Source organism: Paenibacillus sp. FSL K6-0108 (assembly GCF_045040695.1).
In the GTDB taxonomy this organism is placed as follows: Bacteria; Bacillota; Bacilli; order Paenibacillales; family Paenibacillaceae; genus Paenibacillus; species Paenibacillus pabuli_B.
Genome location: NZ_CP150288.1, coordinates 2,424,922 through 2,445,939, shown reverse-complemented (window position 1 = coordinate 2,445,939; position 21,018 = coordinate 2,424,922). Strand labels below are relative to the sequence as shown.

20 protein-coding genes are annotated in these 21,018 nt (G+C 46.7%); 4 read left to right on the top strand and 16 right to left on the bottom strand.

Annotated elements, in window-relative coordinates; genetic code table 11:
• Nucleotides 1–41: 41 nt before the first annotated feature.
• From MHB49_RS11425 to MHB49_RS11410, 4 genes are all read right to left on the bottom strand, one after another.
• A complete protein-coding gene (locus MHB49_RS11425) occupies nt 42–1,097 on the bottom strand; it encodes a hypothetical protein (RefSeq protein WP_405156177.1) in 1,056 nt (351 codons plus the stop codon).
• Between the two features lie 96 nt (nt 1,098–1,193).
• Entirely contained in the window at nt 1,194–1,997 is an 804-nt protein-coding gene (locus tag MHB49_RS11420) for a Cof-type HAD-IIB family hydrolase (RefSeq protein WP_405156176.1), read from the bottom strand.
• 420 nt (nt 1,998–2,417) lie between these two features.
• Nucleotides 2,418–3,164, bottom strand: a complete 747-nt coding sequence (locus MHB49_RS11415; RefSeq protein WP_405156175.1) for a pseudouridine synthase — start codon at nt 3,162–3,164, stop codon at nt 2,418–2,420.
• On the bottom strand, nt 3,161–4,849 hold the full coding sequence (locus MHB49_RS11410; protein ID WP_405156174.1) for an RsmB/NOP family class I SAM-dependent RNA methyltransferase: 1,689 nt from the start codon (nt 4,847–4,849) through the stop codon (nt 3,161–3,163). The genes MHB49_RS11415 and MHB49_RS11410 overlap by 4 nt, the downstream gene beginning before the upstream one ends.
• 220 nt (nt 4,850–5,069) lie before the next feature.
• On the opposite strand from MHB49_RS11410, the gene MHB49_RS11405 reads away from it, so the two are divergent.
• Nucleotides 5,070–5,618: a thioredoxin family protein gene (locus tag MHB49_RS11405; protein ID WP_405156173.1), complete on the top strand. Its 549-nt coding sequence runs from the start codon at nt 5,070–5,072 to the stop codon at nt 5,616–5,618.
• Nucleotides 5,619–5,838: 220 nt separating this feature from the next.
• Here MHB49_RS11405 and MHB49_RS11400 read toward each other — a convergent pair whose 3' ends face one another.
• The 3 genes from MHB49_RS11400 to MHB49_RS11390 all read right to left on the bottom strand — a co-directional run bounded on the left by MHB49_RS11400 (nt 5,839) and on the right by MHB49_RS11390 (nt 8,368).
• Nucleotides 5,839–6,333, bottom strand: a complete 495-nt coding sequence (locus tag MHB49_RS11400; RefSeq protein ID WP_405156172.1) for a DUF309 domain-containing protein — start codon at nt 6,331–6,333, stop codon at nt 5,839–5,841.
• Nucleotides 6,320–7,135, bottom strand: a complete 816-nt coding sequence (locus MHB49_RS11395; protein WP_063564788.1) for a GTP pyrophosphokinase family protein — start codon at nt 7,133–7,135, stop codon at nt 6,320–6,322. Before MHB49_RS11395 ends, MHB49_RS11400 begins: the two co-directional genes overlap by 14 nt.
• A gap of 135 nt (nt 7,136–7,270) precedes the next feature.
• Entirely contained in the window at nt 7,271–8,368 is a 1,098-nt protein-coding gene (locus MHB49_RS11390; RefSeq protein ID WP_405157110.1) for a quinone-dependent dihydroorotate dehydrogenase, read from the bottom strand.
• Between the two features lie 263 nt (nt 8,369–8,631).
• Between MHB49_RS11390 and MHB49_RS11385 the strand changes: the two genes are divergently transcribed.
• Nucleotides 8,632–8,787, top strand: a complete 156-nt coding sequence (locus tag MHB49_RS11385; protein WP_274570599.1) for a hypothetical protein — start codon at nt 8,632–8,634, stop codon at nt 8,785–8,787.
• Nucleotides 8,788–8,877: 90 nt separating this feature from the next.
• Here MHB49_RS11385 and MHB49_RS11380 read toward each other — a convergent pair whose 3' ends face one another.
• From MHB49_RS11380 to tnpA, 5 genes are all read right to left on the bottom strand, one after another.
• Nucleotides 8,878–10,314, bottom strand: a complete 1,437-nt coding sequence (locus MHB49_RS11380) for a L,D-transpeptidase family protein (protein WP_405156171.1) — start codon at nt 10,312–10,314, stop codon at nt 8,878–8,880.
• A gap of 172 nt (nt 10,315–10,486) precedes the next feature.
• Nucleotides 10,487–10,729 carry a ferredoxin gene (locus MHB49_RS11375; protein WP_062322102.1) on the bottom strand — a complete coding sequence of 81 codons (243 nt, stop codon included), beginning with the start codon at nt 10,727–10,729 and terminating at the stop codon, nt 10,487–10,489.
• A gap of 119 nt (nt 10,730–10,848) precedes the next feature.
• Nucleotides 10,849–12,153: a DNA polymerase IV gene (locus tag MHB49_RS11370; RefSeq protein WP_405156170.1), complete on the bottom strand. Its 1,305-nt coding sequence runs from the start codon at nt 12,151–12,153 to the stop codon at nt 10,849–10,851.
• 221 nt (nt 12,154–12,374) lie between these two features.
• Nucleotides 12,375–13,454, bottom strand: coding sequence for an RNA-guided endonuclease InsQ/TnpB family protein (locus MHB49_RS11365; RefSeq protein ID WP_405156169.1), 1,080 nt, complete (start codon nt 13,452–13,454; stop codon nt 12,375–12,377).
• A 5-nt stretch (nt 13,455–13,459) separates the two neighbouring features.
• Nucleotides 13,460–13,858, bottom strand: coding sequence for an IS200/IS605 family transposase (gene tnpA, locus MHB49_RS11360; RefSeq protein ID WP_047840510.1), 399 nt, complete (start codon nt 13,856–13,858; stop codon nt 13,460–13,462).
• Between the two features lie 632 nt (nt 13,859–14,490).
• Here tnpA and cimA point away from each other — a divergent pair.
• Nucleotides 14,491–16,110: a citramalate synthase gene (gene cimA / locus MHB49_RS11355; protein WP_405156168.1), complete on the top strand. Its 1,620-nt coding sequence runs from the start codon at nt 14,491–14,493 to the stop codon at nt 16,108–16,110.
• A 93-nt stretch (nt 16,111–16,203) separates the two neighbouring features.
• Here cimA and MHB49_RS11350 read toward each other — a convergent pair whose 3' ends face one another.
• Nucleotides 16,204–16,755 (bottom strand): TlpA family protein disulfide reductase, encoded by a 552-nt coding sequence (locus MHB49_RS11350; RefSeq protein ID WP_405156167.1) that lies wholly within the window; start codon nt 16,753–16,755, stop codon nt 16,204–16,206.
• 184 nt (nt 16,756–16,939) lie between these two features.
• Between MHB49_RS11350 and MHB49_RS11345 the strand changes: the two genes are divergently transcribed.
• A complete protein-coding gene (locus MHB49_RS11345; protein ID WP_090895618.1) occupies nt 16,940–17,428 on the top strand; it encodes a Mov34/MPN/PAD-1 family protein in 489 nt (162 codons plus the stop codon).
• On the opposite strand, the gene MHB49_RS11340 is transcribed toward MHB49_RS11345, so the two are convergent.
• From MHB49_RS11340 to MHB49_RS11330, 3 genes are read right to left on the bottom strand one after another with little or no spacing between them, the layout of a single operon-like run.
• Nucleotides 17,414–18,151, bottom strand: a complete 738-nt coding sequence (locus tag MHB49_RS11340; protein ID WP_405156166.1) for an exonuclease domain-containing protein — start codon at nt 18,149–18,151, stop codon at nt 17,414–17,416. The two genes, MHB49_RS11345 and MHB49_RS11340, sit on opposite strands and share 15 nt — an antisense overlap.
• Nucleotides 18,148–19,242, bottom strand: a complete 1,095-nt coding sequence (locus MHB49_RS11335) for a DUF294 nucleotidyltransferase-like domain-containing protein (RefSeq protein ID WP_405157109.1) — start codon at nt 19,240–19,242, stop codon at nt 18,148–18,150. The genes MHB49_RS11340 and MHB49_RS11335 overlap by 4 nt, the downstream gene beginning before the upstream one ends.
• A gap of 33 nt (nt 19,243–19,275) precedes the next feature.
• Nucleotides 19,276–20,676: an ammonium transporter gene (locus tag MHB49_RS11330; RefSeq protein WP_110002278.1), complete on the bottom strand. Its 1,401-nt coding sequence runs from the start codon at nt 20,674–20,676 to the stop codon at nt 19,276–19,278.
• Between the last annotated feature and the right edge of the window lie 342 nt (nt 20,677–21,018).

Below are 21,018 nucleotides of genomic sequence, written 5' to 3'. Positions count from 1 at the left end.
AAAACAAAAAAAGGCAAGAGGCTGTGCCTCTTACCATGTCTCTACCCTTCTATCTTCGCTTCATCAATAATTTGATTTCGATATAACATCGTGAGATGTAATGTATCAAATTCAAGCTCTTTGTCCAGCTCCCGCATCAGAACTTCAACCAGACTCTTTCGCTGAGCACTTGTGCCTGGAACCTGATAATCCATATAGCCTGACAAATCCGCTTGTGAAGTATCAATCGTTGCTGTACCTACAGGTAACCCTCCGCGTTCTTGTAGAAACAGTTCATATACCCGAAACTCCCGATCTTTGCGTACCAACATGACATAACAGGCTTCTTCAGCAGCTTCAATCTCTTCGAGATCTTCTTCTGCCTCTATCTCATCCTCATCCGCAAAATCCCGATGCACCCATTCCGCTGATTCCAGCTCCTGCCCTTGATGCCACATGCGGATCGTAATCGTATCGATGATTTCTTCATCCAGCTCTCGTACGAGCAGCTCGGCAGCCGCATCCTGATAATTCTCTGCCGGGTCTTCATACCAATGGATCTCCCCCTGTACATCGGCACCATATTGTTTCAGAGAGGCTTCAGCCAGTTCCTGCCCATGGGCGTCATTAAATACATAGGTGGATATGCTGCGTCCGGCGCTTACCATCTCCATCTCCAGCAAATGTTCCGGGTCTTCATATGTAAACGACTCGGCTTGTGAGCTGGGAATGACATGCACTTCATTTATACCAGCCCAATCATTCTGTCCATCGTGGTTATACGTATCTTCAGACTGCGGCGACTGAATTAACGCATCCATTTGAGACTCTGACTTCTGTAACACAGAATGCAATGTGCCGCAGCTTACAATCACTTCATATTCAGCAGCATTTACCGCATCCGTGAAAGCACGAATATATTCGTGCACCTGCTCCACAATATATTGTTCTGTCTCGTCAGGTAGCGAATCCTGCTCCATCTGAAGGCTGCCGGATACCCGATCCCCTTCCCTGAACACAAGCAGCAGCGAACCCGCATATATACCTTCCACCATAATATCCATCACTTCGCCACCTGATGTACGAATATCAGGAATCAGCTCCACTTTCAGTTCCATGTACCTGTCCCCCTCTGTTCCTAACGTTATTCTATTAGGTTACCCCTGAGAGCGGCAGTTTATAAGATACAACGTTATTCAGATTTGAGGGCGCTGTTACACGGACAACACATATTTTTGGATAGCGTGGGCAACACCCTGATCATTGTTCGAAAGTGTCACCTCATCCGCAGCAGCTTTGACTTCATCTGGGGAGTTGTCCATCGCAACCCCTTTGCCCGCAAAAGTCAGCATGGTAATGTCATTGTAGTAATTACCAACCGCCATGATTTCGGAAGGCAGGATTCCTTTTGCTTCGGCCAGTCTTTTTAGAGCTGCACCTTTGGAGGCCTCGGGATGCATCAGATCAATGAAAAAATCACCGCTACGCGTCATATAATACGGAAGATTCCAGGTCGACCACTCCTGTTGCACTGTATTCATCTGCTCAATGGGTCCAAACGCAGTGAATTTTGCAAGCGGTTCTGTCATATCTGCCCATTGCGGCAGTTTTAAGGGCTCTGCCATGAAGTTTTGATACATTTCGCGTACCTGCAATTCCAAACCTTCCGGCTGATCCACATAAAGTCCAAACGCCGTGTTGATATCAAAATGTACACCTTGCGTGCGGCAGTAAGTTATGAAAGGCTCCAGTCCCTGTCCATCCATGGCAAAATGGTGCACTACTTCACGAGTCTGAACCTGTGCAGTTACCGCACCATTATGTGTAATGACATATCCGTCAAGTCCCATTTGCTCCATAAACGGGATCGTGTTTGCAGGACCTCTGCCGGAACACAGGACAACCTCAGCTCCCTGGCGGGATGCACGAATTAAAGTCTCTTGCGTCAATTCGGTAAGTTCATGATGATCGTTAAGCAGCGTTCCATCAACATCCAGTGCGATTAATTTAATTGTCATTGTCTTCATTCCTTATCAGTAAAAGAGTCGCACCCACCCAAACCCTCCCTTCCGAGGGAGGGCCCCAGAGGGCTCTGCCCTCTGGACTCCCGTCTCGCTCACCGGCGGCAGGTAGGATCTTGCTATGTGACGGTCGGTGTGGGAGCGCTTGGTTGCCGGGTCTGCCGCTTGCAGCGGCGGTCCCGCCCAAGCTCAAGCGGGACCATTACGGGCAGGGCTTCGCCTCCTGCACGAGCTCCCTGCTCCGCTTCGCGAAGGACGGGAGCTCGTGCGCCTTCGGCGTGAGGGCAGGGCTTTGCCTCCTGCCCGGCTCCCTGCTCCGCTTCGCGAAGGACGGGAGCTCGTGCGCCTTTGGCGCGGAGGGCAGGACTTCGTCTTCTGCCCGGACTCCCTGCTCCGCTTCGCGAAGGACGGGAGTTCTTACTTCCGCAGACGATCTAACTCGTCTGCGGTTAGCTCGCGGTAGCTGCCGATTGCCAGATCGGCATCCAGCTCCAGATCACCCATGGCAACACGTTTTAAATAAACCACGCGCTTGCCTACGGCCTGGAACATTCTTTTCACCTGGTGGAACTTGCCTTCATGTATGATCAATGAAATGGAAGAAAACACGCCTTCTTCCGTTTCCTCACGCTGAAGCACAGTCAGTTCCGCAGGCAACGTCTCATATCCGTCATCCAGCTGAATACCGGCTTTGAACCGTTCAATATCTTCTTCATCAACGTTCCCAAGGACACGAGCTTCATACGTCTTGGGTACATGTTTACGCGGGGATAACAGATCGTGGGCAAGTGGCCCATCATTGGTTAAAATCAGCAAACCCTCCGTGTCTTTGTCGAGTCGTCCCACAGGGAACGGATCGAAAATACGATCCTCTTTACGCAGCAGATCTATCACCGTTTTATCCCGATTATCTTCAGTTGCCGACACTACGCCAGGTGGTTTGTGCAGCATCAGGTAGATCATTTCCCGATATACGATTCGCTCTCCGTCAGCTTCAATAACGTTCACGTCGGGGTTGACCTGCACCCCGCTGTCTTTCACCGGTTTCCCATCCACACGGATTCTGCCCTGCTTCACCATCTTTTTTAGTTCACTTCGTGACCCCACACCCATATGGCTTAATATTTTATCCAGACGCATCGTTTGTTTGCCTTTTCCACTCATGCTGATGTCCACCTCCAGCCTGCCGGATATTCATTTTTCAGTACACCATCCAGCCATTTCCCCCAGCCAGTTGCAAAACCGTCTACACACACCAACACATAACCTTTGGCAGCCATATCTGCTTGACGTTCAACTCGTGCTTCTTCGATGTTCAACGTTTCTCCTTTTAGATACCTTACTGCTTCACCGTCAGCTGAAGATAAATTAATGGATCTCAGGGCTTCAGCTGCATTCAAAGCACATGCAAGCGGATGAGAGGGCACAAACCGCCCATTCTTCACGGTACCCATAAACCATCCTGGTCGTATAACCTTGAGCCCTTCCAGACGGGCAGCACCCACAGAAGATTGATACACACGATCGCCGTAAAACACGGTTTCTCCAGCAAGCTCGATTTTCAGATTTTCTTGTACAAATTGAGCATACACCGTTCCTGGATCGACGCTCGCTTGATCGGCTCCTCGTCCATAACTTCGTTCGTTTTTGCGACCACTACGTTCGTTGCCTTTTCCCTGTTTTCCCTGAACCTTGCCACCACGGGTATGATTTTCATTATGTTCTCTGGATTGGGTTCTCATTAGACGTTCCCGTTTGCGCTCTTCTTTACTGATTGGTGCAGATGCACGGATAGATCGGTCTATCAATTCAGTTCGTTCCGAGGAGTCTGTGCCCACGGCCTGTCCAGACTGTAAACCGCTATCCTGCTCTTGACTTCCGTCTTCTTCTGAAAGAGATTGGGCACGATGCTGCAGTACAGCCACATAATGACCTTCCCCCTCCAACAGGTGAGGCCACAACCTCGCAGTGCCACGGGTTTGGTCCAGTACCGATTCAGTCTTCTGTGCTGTCTCAGGCAGCATCTGGCGTACCCATTCCGGTCGTCCTGGAGCAAATCCAGCACTTTCGGGGATGTCATTCACCACAAAATCAGGATTGATGTTCAGAAACTCCGCAATCATCGCTTCATTTTCCTCTGGCGCAAACGTACAAGTGGAATATACGATAGTTCCCCCTGGAGCAAGCAGCTTGGCCGCCGTCTCCAGAATATCGCGCTGCATCAGCACACATTTTTCCACCGAATGATTTTCCCAGGATTTCACCATATCCTCATCTTTACGAAACATGCCCTCACCCGAACAAGGCGCATCGATTAACACTTTGTCAAAATAATGAGGAAATGCACTCGCAATCCGTTCCGGTGATTCATTCAATACTACAGCATTGCGTACTCCATATAATTCCACGTTTTTGGCGAGCGCTTTCGTACGTTCCGCATGGATATCGTTCGTAACGAGTACCCCCTTGCCCTGCAGCTTGGCTGCAATCTGGGTTGTTTTCCCACCAGGAGCAGCACACAGATCCAGCACACGTTCCCCAGGCTTCACATTCAATAATTCAACCGGGGCCATGGCACTTGGTTCCTGGATATAATACAAGCCCGCATGATAATAAGGATGTAACCCTGGCTTAACCCCGTGAGGCACATAAAAACCCGTTCCGCACCACGGAATGGGCCGCATATCAAATGGAGCAATTTCCTTGAATTGTTCCAGCGATATTTTCAACGTATTCACTCTCAGCCCCGCATGTGGCGACTGCTCATAAGATTTCATAAATTGTTCAAATTCATCGCCTAACAAGCTTTTCATTCGCTCGGCAAATATCGAAGGCAGCTGTACAGCCATAATCCCACTCATCCTGTCTTGTTAAAATTGCATATAGTTCTATGTTATCATATCCGGGCAATGCTTTCCTATTGCTTCATTCATATTCCACTACAGCGTGTAATGTAGTATAATGGCAAGTAGATTGATTGATGTGCAAAAATACGGGTGTTTATGCATATTATCCCATCCTGTTTTTTTGCCACACTATATTTTGATATGATCGATGGGGGATGTCTTAATGAAATCCAAGAAGAAAAAGAAAAGTGCAGCGATCCTTATTTTCCTGGGAATATTCGTGGTATTAATTGCAGCACTTGTTCTGGTGAATCAGCAATCCAAGAAACAAATGGACGCTGTGGCGAACGCATATGGTATTGCAGCCTCCAAGCTTAATCCGGCAACCCGCGAATTGCTGAATGATCCAAACTATCAACAAATTATTTTGCCTGATGATCTGAAAGCCAGAATCGATAACAAAGACAGCTTTTTTGTATACTTCTTTGCCTCCGACTGCTCACACTGCCGTGCGACAACACCTCAGTTGATGCCACTGGTGGACAGTGAAGGTGTCAAGCTTCCTCAGTTCAATCTGCGCGAATTCGATTCCGGTTGGACAGACTACAACATTGAGTACACGCCGACTCTGGTCTATTATCAGGATGGTGTTGAGAAAGACCGTATGGTTGGCGGGCTGCAGGAAAATGGCAGTGACAACGGTTATACCCTGGATGACTACAAGCAATTTTTCGAGAAATATAAAGGCAGTGCCACTCCATCAGCAAGCTAATCGTATAATGCTTCGCGGTTGCGACGGACCGGCATAGATCATACTGTCCTTTGCAATGGACAAGCTCTGGAATCATTCCAAACTTTAATGAGCTCCTTTAATCTCAAATATCAAACACCCCAGCAATTCCTCTAGAGGAATTGCCGGGGTGATTTTTTATAGATCATATATCAGACAATATGTTGATGAATGAAGTGAATGATGACTTTCCATTATAAGCTTACTCGCTCTGCAAACTCTGCTCCTGCTGCATTGCCTTCATCTTCTCTTCATAGATTCGTCCACGTGTAGGACTTCGGCGTTGGGGAACATTAGGCTTCAGTTCAAGAGCACGTTCTCGAACCTCCTGCACCAGCACCTCATCCTGAATCTGAATATGCAAGTCTCTGTAAGGAAAATGCTGCGGCTCAGGACCCGAAAGTCCATGAACCAGCTCCTGTACTTGGTGCACCAACAGTCCGAGCGCAATGCCTAGCGAATTTTCCGGATAGGACTTTAACAGTTCTACCGAACTCTGTAACATCATACGTCCCCCGCGAAAATTAGCATTTCTGAAATGATACAGCCCTACTGCAATCTGCAGCAATCCTTTGTACATCGAATCCCGATCCCGTTCAAGCCACAGCTCTTCCAATACCTCATGGCATTCAAAGTAGTCCTGATCGCGATTGAAATAGATCAGATAATCCACATACAGCGGTTCATAGCTGCTCATCCGGGTTTTCACCCTTTCTAGCCGCATTCAGAAGTGCTTTCACATCATCCAGAAGGTCTTTTAGCCCTTCCATATCATGACGCTCCCAGCAGTCGTTGAAGCGCTTCTGTGCCTCAATCGCTTCGTTAACAAGATGATAGAAATACAACTGATGTATGATGCTCAGCGTTCTTGATACAATATTGGAATCATCCTCAAAGGCCTTTTGCGCCTCCAGAATTTGCAAACGGATCGCCGACATCTCATTATCAAGTACAAAAGCGGCTTCCGCCGTCTTTTTCAATCTTGCACGCATATCATCCGGCAGACTCTCCCGAAACTTGTAACTCAGGGAGTGCTCGATCGTGGCCCAGAAGTTCATCGCCAGCGTCCGAATCTGAATCTCGGCCAGCACATTCTTCTGCCCAAGAGCCGTCTGAACAGGATACTCAATAATCATATGGAAACTGCGGTAGCCGCTCTCTTTGAAATTGGTGATATAATCCTTCTCGATTAATACCGTCAAATCCTTGCGACCACGAATATACTCGGCTACCCGTCGAATATCATCCACAAACTGGCACATAATGCGGATACCTGCAATATCCTCAATGCCTGTTTCCACCTGATCAAGCGGCACATTCAGGCGTCTGGACTTCTCCAGAATGCTGGATATTTTTTTGACACGACCGGTAACGAATTCAATCGGGGCGTATTCTTCCCTTTTCTTAAGCTCCGCCCGCATCGTTTTAAACTTAACTTTCAATTCCTCTACCGCTTGTTCATAAGGAAGTAAAAATGTACCCCAGTCTCTACCGTCCATGCTTATGCCTCCTGTCTCTATAGCTTCCCCTGTTCTTATCCATTATACATGATGTTAAGCGGGGGGAAGAGTCCCGTACGCCACTACCCTCTTCCACGCTTCTAGTTTTCAATCTGGGGAACTCCGAAACATTGCTTAACGATGCTCTGCACCGACAGCTTCCGAAATATGACTGTAACCGTCTTTGCGCAGCAATTCACGCAGTCCGGCATGAATGCGCCGATTCACTTCAGGTCCTTCATAGATCAATGCCGTATATATTTCCACCAGGCTGGCCCCTGCTTTAATCTTTTCGTAAGCATCTTCGCTTGTGAAAATGCCCCCCGATCCGATGATTGGCAGTTTGCCTTCTGTCTGGCGATAGATTTGGCGAATGATTTCCGTGGAACGATCACGCAGCGGCTTGCCACTTAGCCCACCTGTCTCTTTGGCATGCTGATGAGACAGACCCTCGCGGCTGATCGTTGTATTCGTTGCGATGATACCGGCAACTCCACTATCTGCAATGGTGCTCACCATATATTCAAGCTCCTGGTCATTCACATCAGGTGCAATTTTGACCAGCACCGATTTAGCGGAACCGCCCGCTCTCTTGCGCTGTGTCTCCATCTCATTCATGACTGCGGCAAGCAATTCCTTCAATTCATTCCCATGCTGCAGATTACGCAAATCCGGTGTATTTGGTGAACTGATATTCACCACAAACAGGTCCGCATAATCGTATAGCGCCCGAATGCATTTTGCATAGTCCAAATGCGCTTCTTCATTGGGTGTTGCCTTATTTTTACCTATATTTACGGCCACTGGAATACGGCGCTCCGTGAGGCGTGCCAATTCACCCGCCATCGCATCGGCTCCGAGGTTATTAAAGCCCATCCGGTTTACCAATGCCTCATCGGGAGGCAGGCGGAATAACCGCGGCTGGTCGTTGCCTGGCTGTGCAAGCGGTGTGACTGTGCCCACTTCCATGAAGCCAAACCCGATGGAAGAAAAGCCCGTTACAGCCTGTCCGTTTTTGTCCAAACCGGCCGCAAGTCCTACAGGTGTAGGAAAATGGCATCCAAACATGTCCACAGCCAGATCCGATGTTTCACGCACGCCATACATGACTCGCAAACCGGAAGGAACTGGGCGAATGCTCCCCATGCCGCTGAGGCCGCCGATAATCAGATGATGGGCCTGCTCAGGGTCCATTTTGAACAATAAGGGTTTAGCAAGACTTCTGTATAACAAATCACTCACTCCGTTCTGGTCCGGTACGCTGAAAAAACTGCTTTCCGTCTTTTTCATATGTAAAAAAACACTCTATACACAAGTCTATCCGTTTCTTCTTCAAAAGGAAAGTAGTTTGAGCATAGACAGAAGCATTTTGCATCCCCCCAAGCCACAGGAATCGTATGATGCAAAATGCTCACAAGAAATCCACCCGCCTACTGGAAATGGCGAGTTGAATTCTTTACAATGGGAGCATGGCTACATCGATATAGCCTTATTCCATGAAGGAGGAACAGCCCATGGCTCCCAAACGCAAACCACCTACTTTGCAGCAAAAGAAAGATGAAGTCAACCGTAAAGCCATTATCTGGACGGCAGCCAGCGTTGGCGGACTAATCATTATCATTGGTGCGCTTATTATTATCGCCAACCTGTAATTGCTTCAAACGACTGTGTCTGCATCTACATACCAATCCAGCATGGATATTAATTTTTTGGTCTGAATCACATGATATTTCGTTAAATCATTAATTCAACCAATGATACGTCTTATTCGGGTTATTTTGCTTGGGAACAAGTTTGTACCGGTAACGATCCTTCGTTTCTGGAACAACAGCTGTCTCCGGCAGCAAATCTTTCCCGATGCGTACCGGAGTTCCCTGTGGAGCAAGAGCAAATAGCTCTTCCACATCTTCAGTACTCATTCTCACACATCCAAGGGATTCATCCAGCCCAATACTGTTTGGCTCGTTGGTCCCATGGATGGCATAATTCGTGTCCGACAGCTGCATTCCCCTGCTTCCAAATTCGCCGTTGGAGCGACCATTTGGATTAACAACCTTGTCTGAAATGACAAACGCCCCCTCTGGAGTTCGATCTCCCCCAAGCCCTACTTCGTAGTTTCTAATGATGGTGTTGCCACTGATCAGCGCAAGCCTATGCTGTTTCTTGTCCACGATAATCTCAAGCCGATCCTGCAAAAAAGGCTTTCCACCCAACGTATCCACAAATGCAGCGTTTTTGCCTTGCGGATCATCTAAATCTTCACCTGTTCCCTCAGCTGTGTTTTTCCCTTGTTCCATTTGCCCTTTTTGGTGAAGGGAAAGAAGTGCCGGAAACATCTCATTCATGCCAGGTGCAGTCTCTCCCAAAATATTATTTGGAAATGGCCTGGCAAGTTGCGCCACACTTTTCGGCCAGCTTCCATTTTGTTTTTTATATGTAATCATTGCACTAGATAGCGCTGCTGCGGATTCTTGCTTAACGATCCACGCTTGTGCCAGCTTCTTGATTTCTCCAGACACCTCCGGCGGCTCACAGTTACACTGTTTGGCATCATAACTCTGTGCCACCAGTTTGCCACTGCCATTCGTTTGAACGATATATTTCACAGGCATATTACGCTTCCATAAAGACCAATTACCCGACGCTTGCATTCCGAGCACAGCCGATGTTTCCACTTTCGGACCAGAGCCGGACCATGCAGCAGCCAGAGCAACCTCACCTTGATTGCCTCCACCGAATGTTCCAGCGGTGAACACGTTGGAATGTGTAACAGCGGACGAATCCCTCCCGTTTTCTCCTGACCCTCCTTCGGTGGTGTCGTCCGTCGAATCCAACGCCGAAGCCAGCGCGTCCGCTGCATCGCGATTGAAACCGGGAGCATCCGCAGGCGGGAGTCCTGCCAGTACTAGCAGCATCAGCAGGGTGAGCCACATTTTGCGAACACGATGTTTTTTCTCTTTTTGCTCAGCCATTTCAACCAGCTTCTCCTGATAATCCACCCATATATCTGCCGGTGCCTTGCTTCGCTCAAAAGCCTCGTAGACTTCACCCGCCTGCTGAAAACAATAGTTTGCCTTGGCCTCCTGCCCTTCACCCAAATATTCCTTACCGAGTAAATACCAGGCCATTTTATTATCGGGATGTTTCTTAACATATGTTCTTAGATGAGTATTCTGCATCCGATCCTCCATCATTTTGCTTTTTTCCGTTTCTTTATATATCGGCAAAAGATGACTAGAAATCCATAGGACTTGAGTACCCGGATCTAAGCCTCAACATTCGACAAAAAAAGCACACCCCCGCTGTCTCAAAGACAGAAGAATGTGCTTTTGTATGTTCATATGAAAGGAATTAACCTTCTTTGTTGAAAGGTTCATCCGCAACTTTAATGGAGTCCGTAGGGCAGCCGTCGCAAGCGTCCTGCATGTCGTCGAACAAATCATCCGGAATTGCTTTGATCCCTTGGTTGGCATCTCCATCGAAAATTACTTCTGCCAAACCTTCATCATCATAATCATAAATGTCTGGCGCCGTTGCTCCGCATGCTCCGCACGCAATACATGTATCTTTTTCTACCCAAGTATATTTACTCATTACCAATCTCTCCTCCTATTATTCAAAAACGTACAGTATTTTTATCTAGAAACATATTAATACAAAGTAAGAGTTATTACAAATCATTTTAACAGCCTCAAGACTCCATTATGCCCTATTTAATCGACACTTTGCAAATTATCTTTTTGCAGCGATGTTCCCCGCACTTTATGATTGCGCAGTAATACGGAAGGATCATCCCCAAGCATACCAGCCGTAACGACAGCATTTTCGCCAAATTTGTCACGTAACTGATCCATGATGCGAATCAGGTTTTCCTTCTTCGGCTTCTGTTCATATTCAAAGAGGTCAAGCTGTATTGCTGATTCCTCACGTGGAATCAGCGTTTGAAGGGTCACACCCAACATCCGAACAGGCTTCCCGCCGCCCCAATGTTTTGCAAATAAAGCACAGGCCTCCCGGTATATGATTGATGCATCTTCAGTAGGCACTTCCATCATACGTGATCTCGTAATCGTCTTCATATCCGGTGTACGAATCGTAATCTGGATGCCCTGACTGAGCATTTCGTGCTTACGCAGCCGTCTGGCAACCTGGTCACTTATATTCAGTAACACCCGATGTACGTCATCCATTTCAGATATATCTGCGGGTAACGTTGTTGTGTGTCCAATCGATTTGTTCGCTTCACGTTCAGCCTGAACTGGCGAATGATTAATGCCGTTTGCTGAATTTTTTAACCAGGAGCCATTAATTCCAAACACATCGGTTAACATCCGCTCGTCTGATTTGGCCAGCTGTCCTATGGTTTCAATGCCCAGTTTCTTCAGCTTCTCCGCCGTCTTTTTGCCGATCCCAAACATTTCGTTACAAGGTCTATGCCATAAAATCTGAGGTACATCCCTCATCCGTAAAATCGAAATGCCATTAGGCTTTTTCAAATCAGAGGCCATCTTGGCAAGCAGCTTGTTGGGTGCAATTCCAATCGAACAGGGCATTCCCAGCTCATCCCGGATTCTGGTCTGAATACTTTCCGCAATTTCCAGCGGTGTACCGAACTGCCTGGACCCCGTAATATCAAGATAACACTCGTCGATTGAGGTCGCTTCTAGCAGCGGAGTATAACTGTAAGCTATTTTCATGAATTCTTTCGAATACCTACGATATAAATGAAAATCCGGCCGAATCACAATTAAGTCAGGACATTTCTTCAAAGCTTGATGTACAACCATGCCTGTAGAAATGCCCCTGCGTCGAGCCGTGTACGAACAAGTTACAATGACACCTTTGCGCACTTCACTGCTACCAGCAACGGCCGTCGCTTTCCCCCTATATAATTCCGGTTCCTCGGCTTCATGTACAGAGCAATAAAAAGCATTCATATCGACATGCAAAATCACTCTTCCGGCGGTAGGATAATATCGATCTACATCTAGGTTGTTATGCGTTTGGTCTGAAGACATGATCCACCACCGCCCTTTCGTATACACAATTCCGTTACAAACACTCTCTGCCTCTATTATATCAAAATCTCTTATTTGACACTCCCACCCCTAAAGGGGCAAGATCACTAAAGTGATTGGGATTCTTAGCTAAACTTAACGTCCTCATTTCATTTCTGCTTTGGACAGATGCTAAGATTAGGGTATGCCATTACCCCTCCTAAGACAGTGCATATAGCATCTTAGGCTGATTGACTGTTACCGCCAATCACAGTTGCGTAGCGAATATTCATCGCCCCAACGATATCACGATGTTTCTTGAATCCACATGGACACGTATATCTTCTATCTTGCGCCTTGTTCTTTTTTGAACATTCTGGACAGGTTTGACTTGAATATGCAGGGTTCACATATTCCACTTTGATCCCTGCCATATTTGCTTTGTATTCAATGAAGTGTGCCAAACGGTAGAATGACCATGTGTGTAGATTCTTTTCGTTTTTACGACTTGTTCTTGTCGTCTGCCTAATATTCGTTAGTTGCTCTAAGCGAATGACAGAAGTCTTATTTTCGACTGCGAAATGAACGATTTCACGACTGACTTTGTGGTCTTTGTCTTTTATCCATCGTTGTTCTTTATCATCTAACTTGCGAATAGCGTTCACTTTCTTTTGTTTTCCTAGCTTTTGACGAACACTACGAAACTTCCGTTTCTTGTACTTGTTTTCTCGCCCATTCCCAAAGAAGCGAACGTGATTATTATCTGTGATGGCTACGGCAGGGACTTTCAGCCCTAAATCAACGCCCAAAATCCGCATACCCGTTTTTTCAGTTGTTGGCATGGTGACAGCAATTTGGGCTACCCACTTACCTGAGCTTTTCGTGACACGGAGCGTACCAAGTTTATGCTTCAAAAGGTCAACGTTTCGATGGTCCCTGCCTATGAACAATGCACGAATTTTTAAACGCTTAGATTTTCCCTCTACCATGAATGGAATGAAAATGTGCGTGAAGTCAAGAGAATAATTTTGGTTATTCCATACGCAAATCGGTTTCTTTAGGATCGGTATGATTGCGTATTTACTTTTCTTAACTTTGGTAGAGAATACACTATTCGCATCTTTAATCGCTTGATTTTTTACTGCACTTGGTAGATTAGCAGGAATGTCTTTTGTTGTCTTTTTCAACCTTTTCTTTTCTTCTACCATCTCGGCCACGAGTGTATTCACAACTCGGATATATTCATGACTACTTTGTTGCAATAGTTGGATCTGCTCTTGAGTCGGCAGCAGCTTTACCTTAACCGTTACGGTCTGAGACATATACTTCACCCCCTTGTCTTTTGTTGTTCAACATAACGCTTGATGGTCTCACTGGATACATTTCCAGCGGTAGAAACAAAATAGGAACGTGTCCACAAACTGGGCAAATGCAGAAGGTGTGGAAACTCTTCTCGTAGTTTTTTTGATGTGACTCCTTTTATTTTTGCCATGATATCAGCAGGGCTTAAGGTTGGAAGTGCATTGAGAAACATATGTGTATGGTCTTTGTCGCACTCCATGGCAACAATCACAATTTTAAGCTCTGCACATACCTCATGCACCAATTCCTTGAAGCGCTGTTCTACCTCTAATTTGAGAAATATCTTTCTCCTGTATCGTGGGCAGAACACAAAATGATAGTTCAACAAAGATACGGTTGTGTTTGTTCTTCTATATTCATTCATATCTATATTGTATCAGTTTAATAAATGAATTGAAACAAGCTAAAAAAATTAAGAACGCAGACATTTCGGATACTTGAAGCATCACAATAGTGATACTCTGTATCCGACCTCACTTTCATCCCACATCTAAAGAATTGGGCTTTCTCGTTCGGGGATTATGTAAAAATCATTTATATCCCCTTATTTTCGGCGAGATTTAACGATCGATCGAATGATACCCCACACAGCAACGACAATAATAGCAATTATAATGAATGAAATAATTGTATTCTCCCACACAAAATGCATCCTCTTCCCTCCTTTTATAAAAATATGATATGAATCTCTATTCAATCCCGGAATAGCTGCATATAGATGAAGCATAACATATTGCAAGGACTATGTTTACAACACACTCTACTCTACAATCCATCATTTGTTACACCAAATGGTGAATTCGATGTAGCATTTGGCGATAATGGTGCTATAATAATTAATTATACAAATTCACGATTTTAGGACAAATCTACACTTTGAATTTAATACAGTGTAGCGGTACAGAATCGAAGGATTCGTCACCAACATGCTCATATGTTTTTTAAACACACCATTAAACTTTCTAAAAAAGCGCTTCATCTTAAAGGAGGATCTTCATGTCAAAGGCCATTTCCATCTTCGATACGACTTTACGTGACGGCACACAAGGGGAGGGAGTCAGCTTATCGGCAGATGACAAGCTCAAAATTGCTAAGAAGCTCGATGACCTGGGTGCTCATTATATTGAAGGCGGAATTCCAGGCAGCAACACCAAGGACATTGAGTTTTTTAAAAGAGTCAAGGAACTGAACCTGAAGGCGAAGATTGTCGCTTTTGGCAGTACGCGTCGCAAAGGCAGCATCGCCAGTGAAGACGCCAACTTGAATCGCATGATCGAATCCGGTGCTCAGGCAGCGACTCTGGTTGGAAAATCATGGGATTTCCACGTGCACACTGCTTTGCAAACCACTTTGGAAGAAAACCTGTCCATGATCTACGACTCCATCGCCTATCTGAAACAAAACGGTATGGAAGTCATTTTTGATGCAGAGCATTTCTTCGACGGATTCAAGCACAACCCTGAATATGCAGAGGCCGTAATGACCAAAGCCCATGAAGCTGGAGCGGACTGGCTAGTGATGTGTGACACCAACGGCGGAACGATGCCGCATGAGGTGTACGAGATCGTATCTGCACTCGCTGAACGCCTTCCCCAAGCTCATCTGGGCATTCATACCCATAATGACTGTGAACTTGCTGTCGCCAATACTTTAAGTGCAGTACAAGCTGGTGCCAGACAGGTTCAAGGTACAATGAATGGGTATGGAGAGAGATGCGGCAACGCAAATCTGGCTTCCATCATCCCTAATCTGCAGCTGAAGCTTGGATATGAGTGCGTTTCAGAGGATTCAATGAAACAGCTTACGAATGTTGCCCGTTATGTCAGTGAGATTGCCAACGTAAATATGCCAATCAACCAGCCTTATGTCGGAAATGCTGCTTTCGCTCACAAAGGCGGTATTCACGTCTCTGCCATATTGCGTGATTCCCGGACCTACGAACACATCGTGCCTGAGTTGGTTGGTAACAAACAGCGTGTGCTCGTCTCCGAACTGGCAGGACAAAGCAACATCGTATCCAAAGCACAGGAACTGGGTCTTGAATTTGATCCAAGCAGTGCCAACTCACGTCAGATCATTGAGAAGATCAAAGATCTGGAACATCAGGGCTATCAGTTCGAAGGTGCCGATGCTTCTCTTGAATTGTTAATCCGTGAAGCCAACGGTGACATGAAAGAATTGTTTGCCTTTGAATCGTTCAAGATGCTTGTTGAAAAAGTGGCTGGCAAGTCAGTTGTATCGGAAGCCTTTGTTAAACTTAATGTAGGCGGAACAAGTGCGTATACCGCAGCCGAAGGCAACGGTCCGGTCAACGCACTCGATAACGCACTTCGGAAAGCACTTGTGCAGTACTTCCCTTCCCTTGCCAACATGCATCTGTCCGACTATAAAGTACGTGTTCTGGATGAGAAAGATGCTACTGCCGCGAAAGTCCGTGTATTAATTGAATCCAAAAACACGGAAAACACGTGGAATACGGTCGGTGTATCCGAGAACGTCATTGAAGCGAGTTGGGAAGCCCTCGTACACAGTTTCCGTTATGCCCTTCTTCAGGAAAAATTGCAGGACGAGCCTGGTGTAGTCAACATTCCTGCTCACGGACTAAGCAACCATTAATGCATATTTCCCGGAAAATAAAAGAAGCGCCTTTCTCCAAAAACATTGGAGGACAGGCGCTTTTGCTTCTCGCTTGGCTAGTTTCTCGCTTGACTAATCTGCAATTAAACCCTTAATTTTGCGCTCCAGCTCTTTCTCAGGTAAAATCCCCAAAATAATTTCCTGAACGACACCTCGGGAATCAATCAGTACATTCGTCGGAAAAGCTAAACCGTTATATTTGGCATAGGCTGTTCCGTCTTCATCAAGCAGAATGGGGAACGTCAGTTTGTATTCATCCACAAAAGCTTTGGCATCCCTGATTTTATCGTATGTGGTTACGTTCACACCGTAGATATCCAGTTTGTCCTTGTATTTTGCTGCCAATGTATTAAGCGCAGGAGCTTCCTGCTTGCACGGTTCACACCAGGATGCCCAGAAACTGACGAAGATGGCCTTTTCCTTGGCTCCACCTACAGCGTAGGTTTTCCCATCCATGGCTTTCAAAGAGAATGCTGGTGCCAGTAAACCTGCTTTCGGCCCCGTCTCCGTGGGCATCGGCTCCTCTTGTTTAAACACGGCTGCGATTCCGTTGTCTGCATTTTGAGCCAAAGCAATGCCCACCAGCAAAACAACACCCAGCAGTATGTATATATTTCGTTTCATGACCAGCCACCCTTTTGTATAATCAAACATATTGAGACTCACGTTCTTCTAACATGTGAGATATTTCAAGCTCTCTCTCATATTGTACCCTTTTCCTTTAAAATTTTACAATCCGGGTCACGCAAAATAAAATAAAAAAGGACTCCTGCCGAAGCAGGAGCCAAAGAGAGAGGGGTGAATACAAATGGCAGCACTTCACGAGCAGCAAAACACCTTCTACATCCCTTCCTCCGTAGAGCAGGAGATGTCTAAGTACATGTTCGCTTCGCTGCCGCAGGAAGCCTGCGGGGTTGTGCTGGGTGAAGCCGCAGCGGGCGGCATACGAATCAGTCGGTTTCAGCCCATTCGTAACGTAGCGCCTGACCCGCTGCACCATTTCGCATTGGAAGATGCAGAATGGATCCGATGTGTGTTCAATGAGCCACAACTTATCGGGCTCTTTCACTCCCACCCTCGAACCACGCCCATTCCTTCCAATGAGGATCTGCGCAACCTACCACTTTTCGCTGGACTACTCCAGGTCTATTTTATAGGCGCGCCTGATCTTACGGCTGATACACCATCAAAGATGCTTCTAAATGGTTATCAAATTCATTCAAATGTTGATTCAAGCATTGGAATGAGTCCTGGCCAATCATACAGCTTACAGCCCGCCCGGCTAAGCGTGACTTAACTGGGTGTACAGGTCACCCAATGTTTCTACATTTTTGCTAGACATTTCCTCCAGATAACAGGACCATAACTGTGCAGTCATTTTTGCGTCCTCCAAAGCATGGTGCCGTCCGTAGATCGGAATGCCTTTGGATTCCAGCAATTCATCCAGACCATAGCCCGGTCTGCTCGGTTCAAGCCAACGCGCCAGCATCATCGTATCGATGAGCCGGTGCGTTAGCCTTACTTTGGATGTCCGCCACAAGGCCGCATTTAGAAAAGCCCGATCATGCGCGCTTGCATGGGCAACCAGTACACTCCCGCCAACAAAAGACATGAAGTCATGCAAGCCTTTCAGAAGCGATGGAGCATCCATCGTCATTTGCTGTGTAATTCCTGTCAGTTCCGTAATGTGTTCCGGAACGGAGACTTTAGACTGAACCAACGTATAGAACTGCTCATGCTCCAGCATCACACCACCATTAATACGCACCGCTCCAAAGGAAAGAATCTCATCCCCATGCTGGGGGGAGAATCCCGTCGTTTCCAAATCAAATACAACTGCATTCAATTCATTCAAGGGCGTGTGCAGCACCTCGGGTCTTCGCTGTTCTCTCATCATTGAACGGATAAACGCCATATGCTGCGCCGTAGGGGCCCCCATTATGGAAGCGATGGCGGAAGGAACCCCTCCCTGGCGCAGCGAATTCCAGAATCCTGTATTGCCCCTTGCCGGCTCTCTCATGGACGTCTCCTTTCTGCAAAACGAAGTTGTCTTTGCAGCGCACGATGTACTCGCCGCACCAACCCTAACGTATCCCGTAGTTCATAAAGCATTTGTTTTTCCTTCAACTGTTTCTCATTCAGGTAACCACCGCTATGCTGTAACCCTTGTTTCATCTCAACGGGTGTACTGCGTCGCAGCTTCAAAGCCGTCATAAAAGCACGCTGAGCTGCATCCAGCAAAGTAAGCGGAACGGCTTCGAGTGATACCAATCTCTGAATTCGCTTGAGCGTGGACGTTTCTTTGATACCATGCTGCAAAGCCAGAAAACGCGCACTGTTCACTAGCGGAATATACAAGCCGTATTTCACATCAAATCCACCTGCATGTTCACCGAATCGTTCTGTTACCACCCTTCCAAGAATGTTCAGTGTCGCCTTGTGTTTAACGGTATTGCGCAGCACAGCATCGGAAAGCTCAGGAACCGATCTGAACCCTTCATAAAATGTAGATATCCATTCCTCCGCAAGCTCTGGCTCACCCGCAACAAAACGCATGTCTGAAGCGATAATCAGATTGCGAACCGGCTCCCAGGACAGGTCCGATCCCCACTCTTTTAGTTGTTGTTTCCAAGATGCCAGTGTTTTCCTCCATAAAGGCTCCGAACACATCACTTTGCCTTCACATTTGGCGTAGCCAAGCTCCTCCAGCATATTGGTCATTCGAAGTCCGAGTTCGGCAAAATATACCTCTTTCCCCTCATCCGGGGCATCGCTGATAATCATGCCATTATCCTGATCACTCCATAACGTCGCTTCCTGCCTGCCGGAACTGCCAAAAACGATAAAGGCATAGGGGACGGGAGGTTGGCCTAGGCCTTCCTCTACCATCCCCTGGATGCATAACTCTACTGCTCGCCGAGCAACCCGGTCATGCAGTTCATTTACCGTCTGGTACCATTCGATCGGCGACAAGGAAGCGGACAACAGTTCCTGGAGCTCATTCTGCAATATCACACGTGCCTGACGCAGTTCTTGAGAAGATGCCGCACCATCTATTCCCTGATAGGACCAGGATTGATTTATATACGGGATGGGTTCCATCATGTCCAGCCTCCTTGAAGCATGATTCAGCAATCATTCCTCTTAGGAGCTGAACGTACCGCCATTGGATTTAGTTTCTACATTTTTCATTTGTTCAGGGTACCCGTAAGTACCATGCTCACTTAAATCCAGCCCCATCGTTTCTTCTTCTTCCGTTACACGGATTCCCATGATAGCTTTCATACCACCGAGAATAATGAAGGACATGATCAGAACGAAGGCAAATGCGCCTGCCAGACCCAGAAGCTGAACGCCCAGTTGGTGGAAACCACCACCGTAGAACAATCCCGCTTGACCTACACCTGCATTCTCAGCAAGTTCTGATGTTGCGAACAAACCTGTGGAGATCGCTCCCCACATACCGGCAATACCGTGTACAGAGAAGGCGTAGATTGGATCGTCAATTCCTTTACGTTCAAAGAATTGAGCAGTGAAGAATGTAATAATACCTGCCAGAGCACCAATAACCAGAGCTGCCCATGGTTCTACGAATGCACAAGCACCTGTGATAGCAACGAGTGCCGCAAGCACCCCGTTCAGCATGCTAGGAATATCGGATTTACCTAATACAGCCCATGAGATCAACAGTGCAGCCACACCACCAGCAGCCGCAGCTACGTTTGTAGTCAATGCTACATAACCGAAGAATCCATCACCCATGGCAGATAATGTACTACCTGGGTTGAAGCCGAACCAACCGATCCAAAGGATAATGACACCAAGTACAGAGTACACTTGGTTATGACCTGGGATGATGTTAGGTTTACCATCTTTGTTGTATTTGCCGATACGCGGCTTTAACAGAATCGTAGCTACCAGCGCGGCAGTTGCACCCGTCAAGTGGACAACCGTCGAACCTGCAAAGTCTTGCATACCAAGCTCAGCCAACCAGCCGCCGCCCCATACCCAGTGAGCAACAACCGGATACATGATAATGGTATACAGCGTACCAAAAACGATATATACACTCATCTTTGCGCGTTCTGCCATACCACCGCAGGCAATAGCCAGAGATACCGCTGCAAAGGCAAGGTGGAATACAAATTTAATGGTTAGCGGAACATCAGAGAAGGCCAGTGATTCGAACGAAGCAGCCATTCCGTCCCCACTCAGGAAAAATCCAGTTGTTCCGAAGAAACTGTTACCATTACCGAAACCGAGACCGAAGCCAAGAGCCCAGAAGGCAATAACTGAAATTCCCAATGTCAGGATTGTTTTACCCGCAATATGTCCTGCATTTTTCATTCGGGTCGAACCCGCTTCAAGTAGAGCAAATCCCCCTTGCATCAGGAAAACCAGCACAACAGCCAGAAACGTAAAGGCTGAGTTCAGACCACTTTGCAGTTCGATGTTAGTCGGCCCCTCCGCAGCTGCAAATGCGCTGACCGGGAAAGCCAATAAAGTAAGCATTATTAACACCGAAACCAACCATTTCTTTCTCATATACCCCACTCCCTCTTGTGTTAAGTTTCTTCACATATCGTGAAACTCTTAATGCCATTATAAGCAGAAGACAGGAAAGTTGACAAGAGTATTTTCAGCAAAACTGAAAAATATTTCTGGGAATAAAGTCTTACGTCTTTTTCTTGCACTTAAGCACATAATCATGTCCTATAAGTACATAGATATAGAAACGCAGCCTGACAATAACCAAAGCGTAACGTTTGACTGTATGGTTAAAGATCATGTATCATAACTATTAGTAAGAAAAAAAATGGGCGGGTTATGCATAGCCGCAACTGGAATCTACAATTCCCTACATTTGAACTTGCAAGCGAGGTGAAT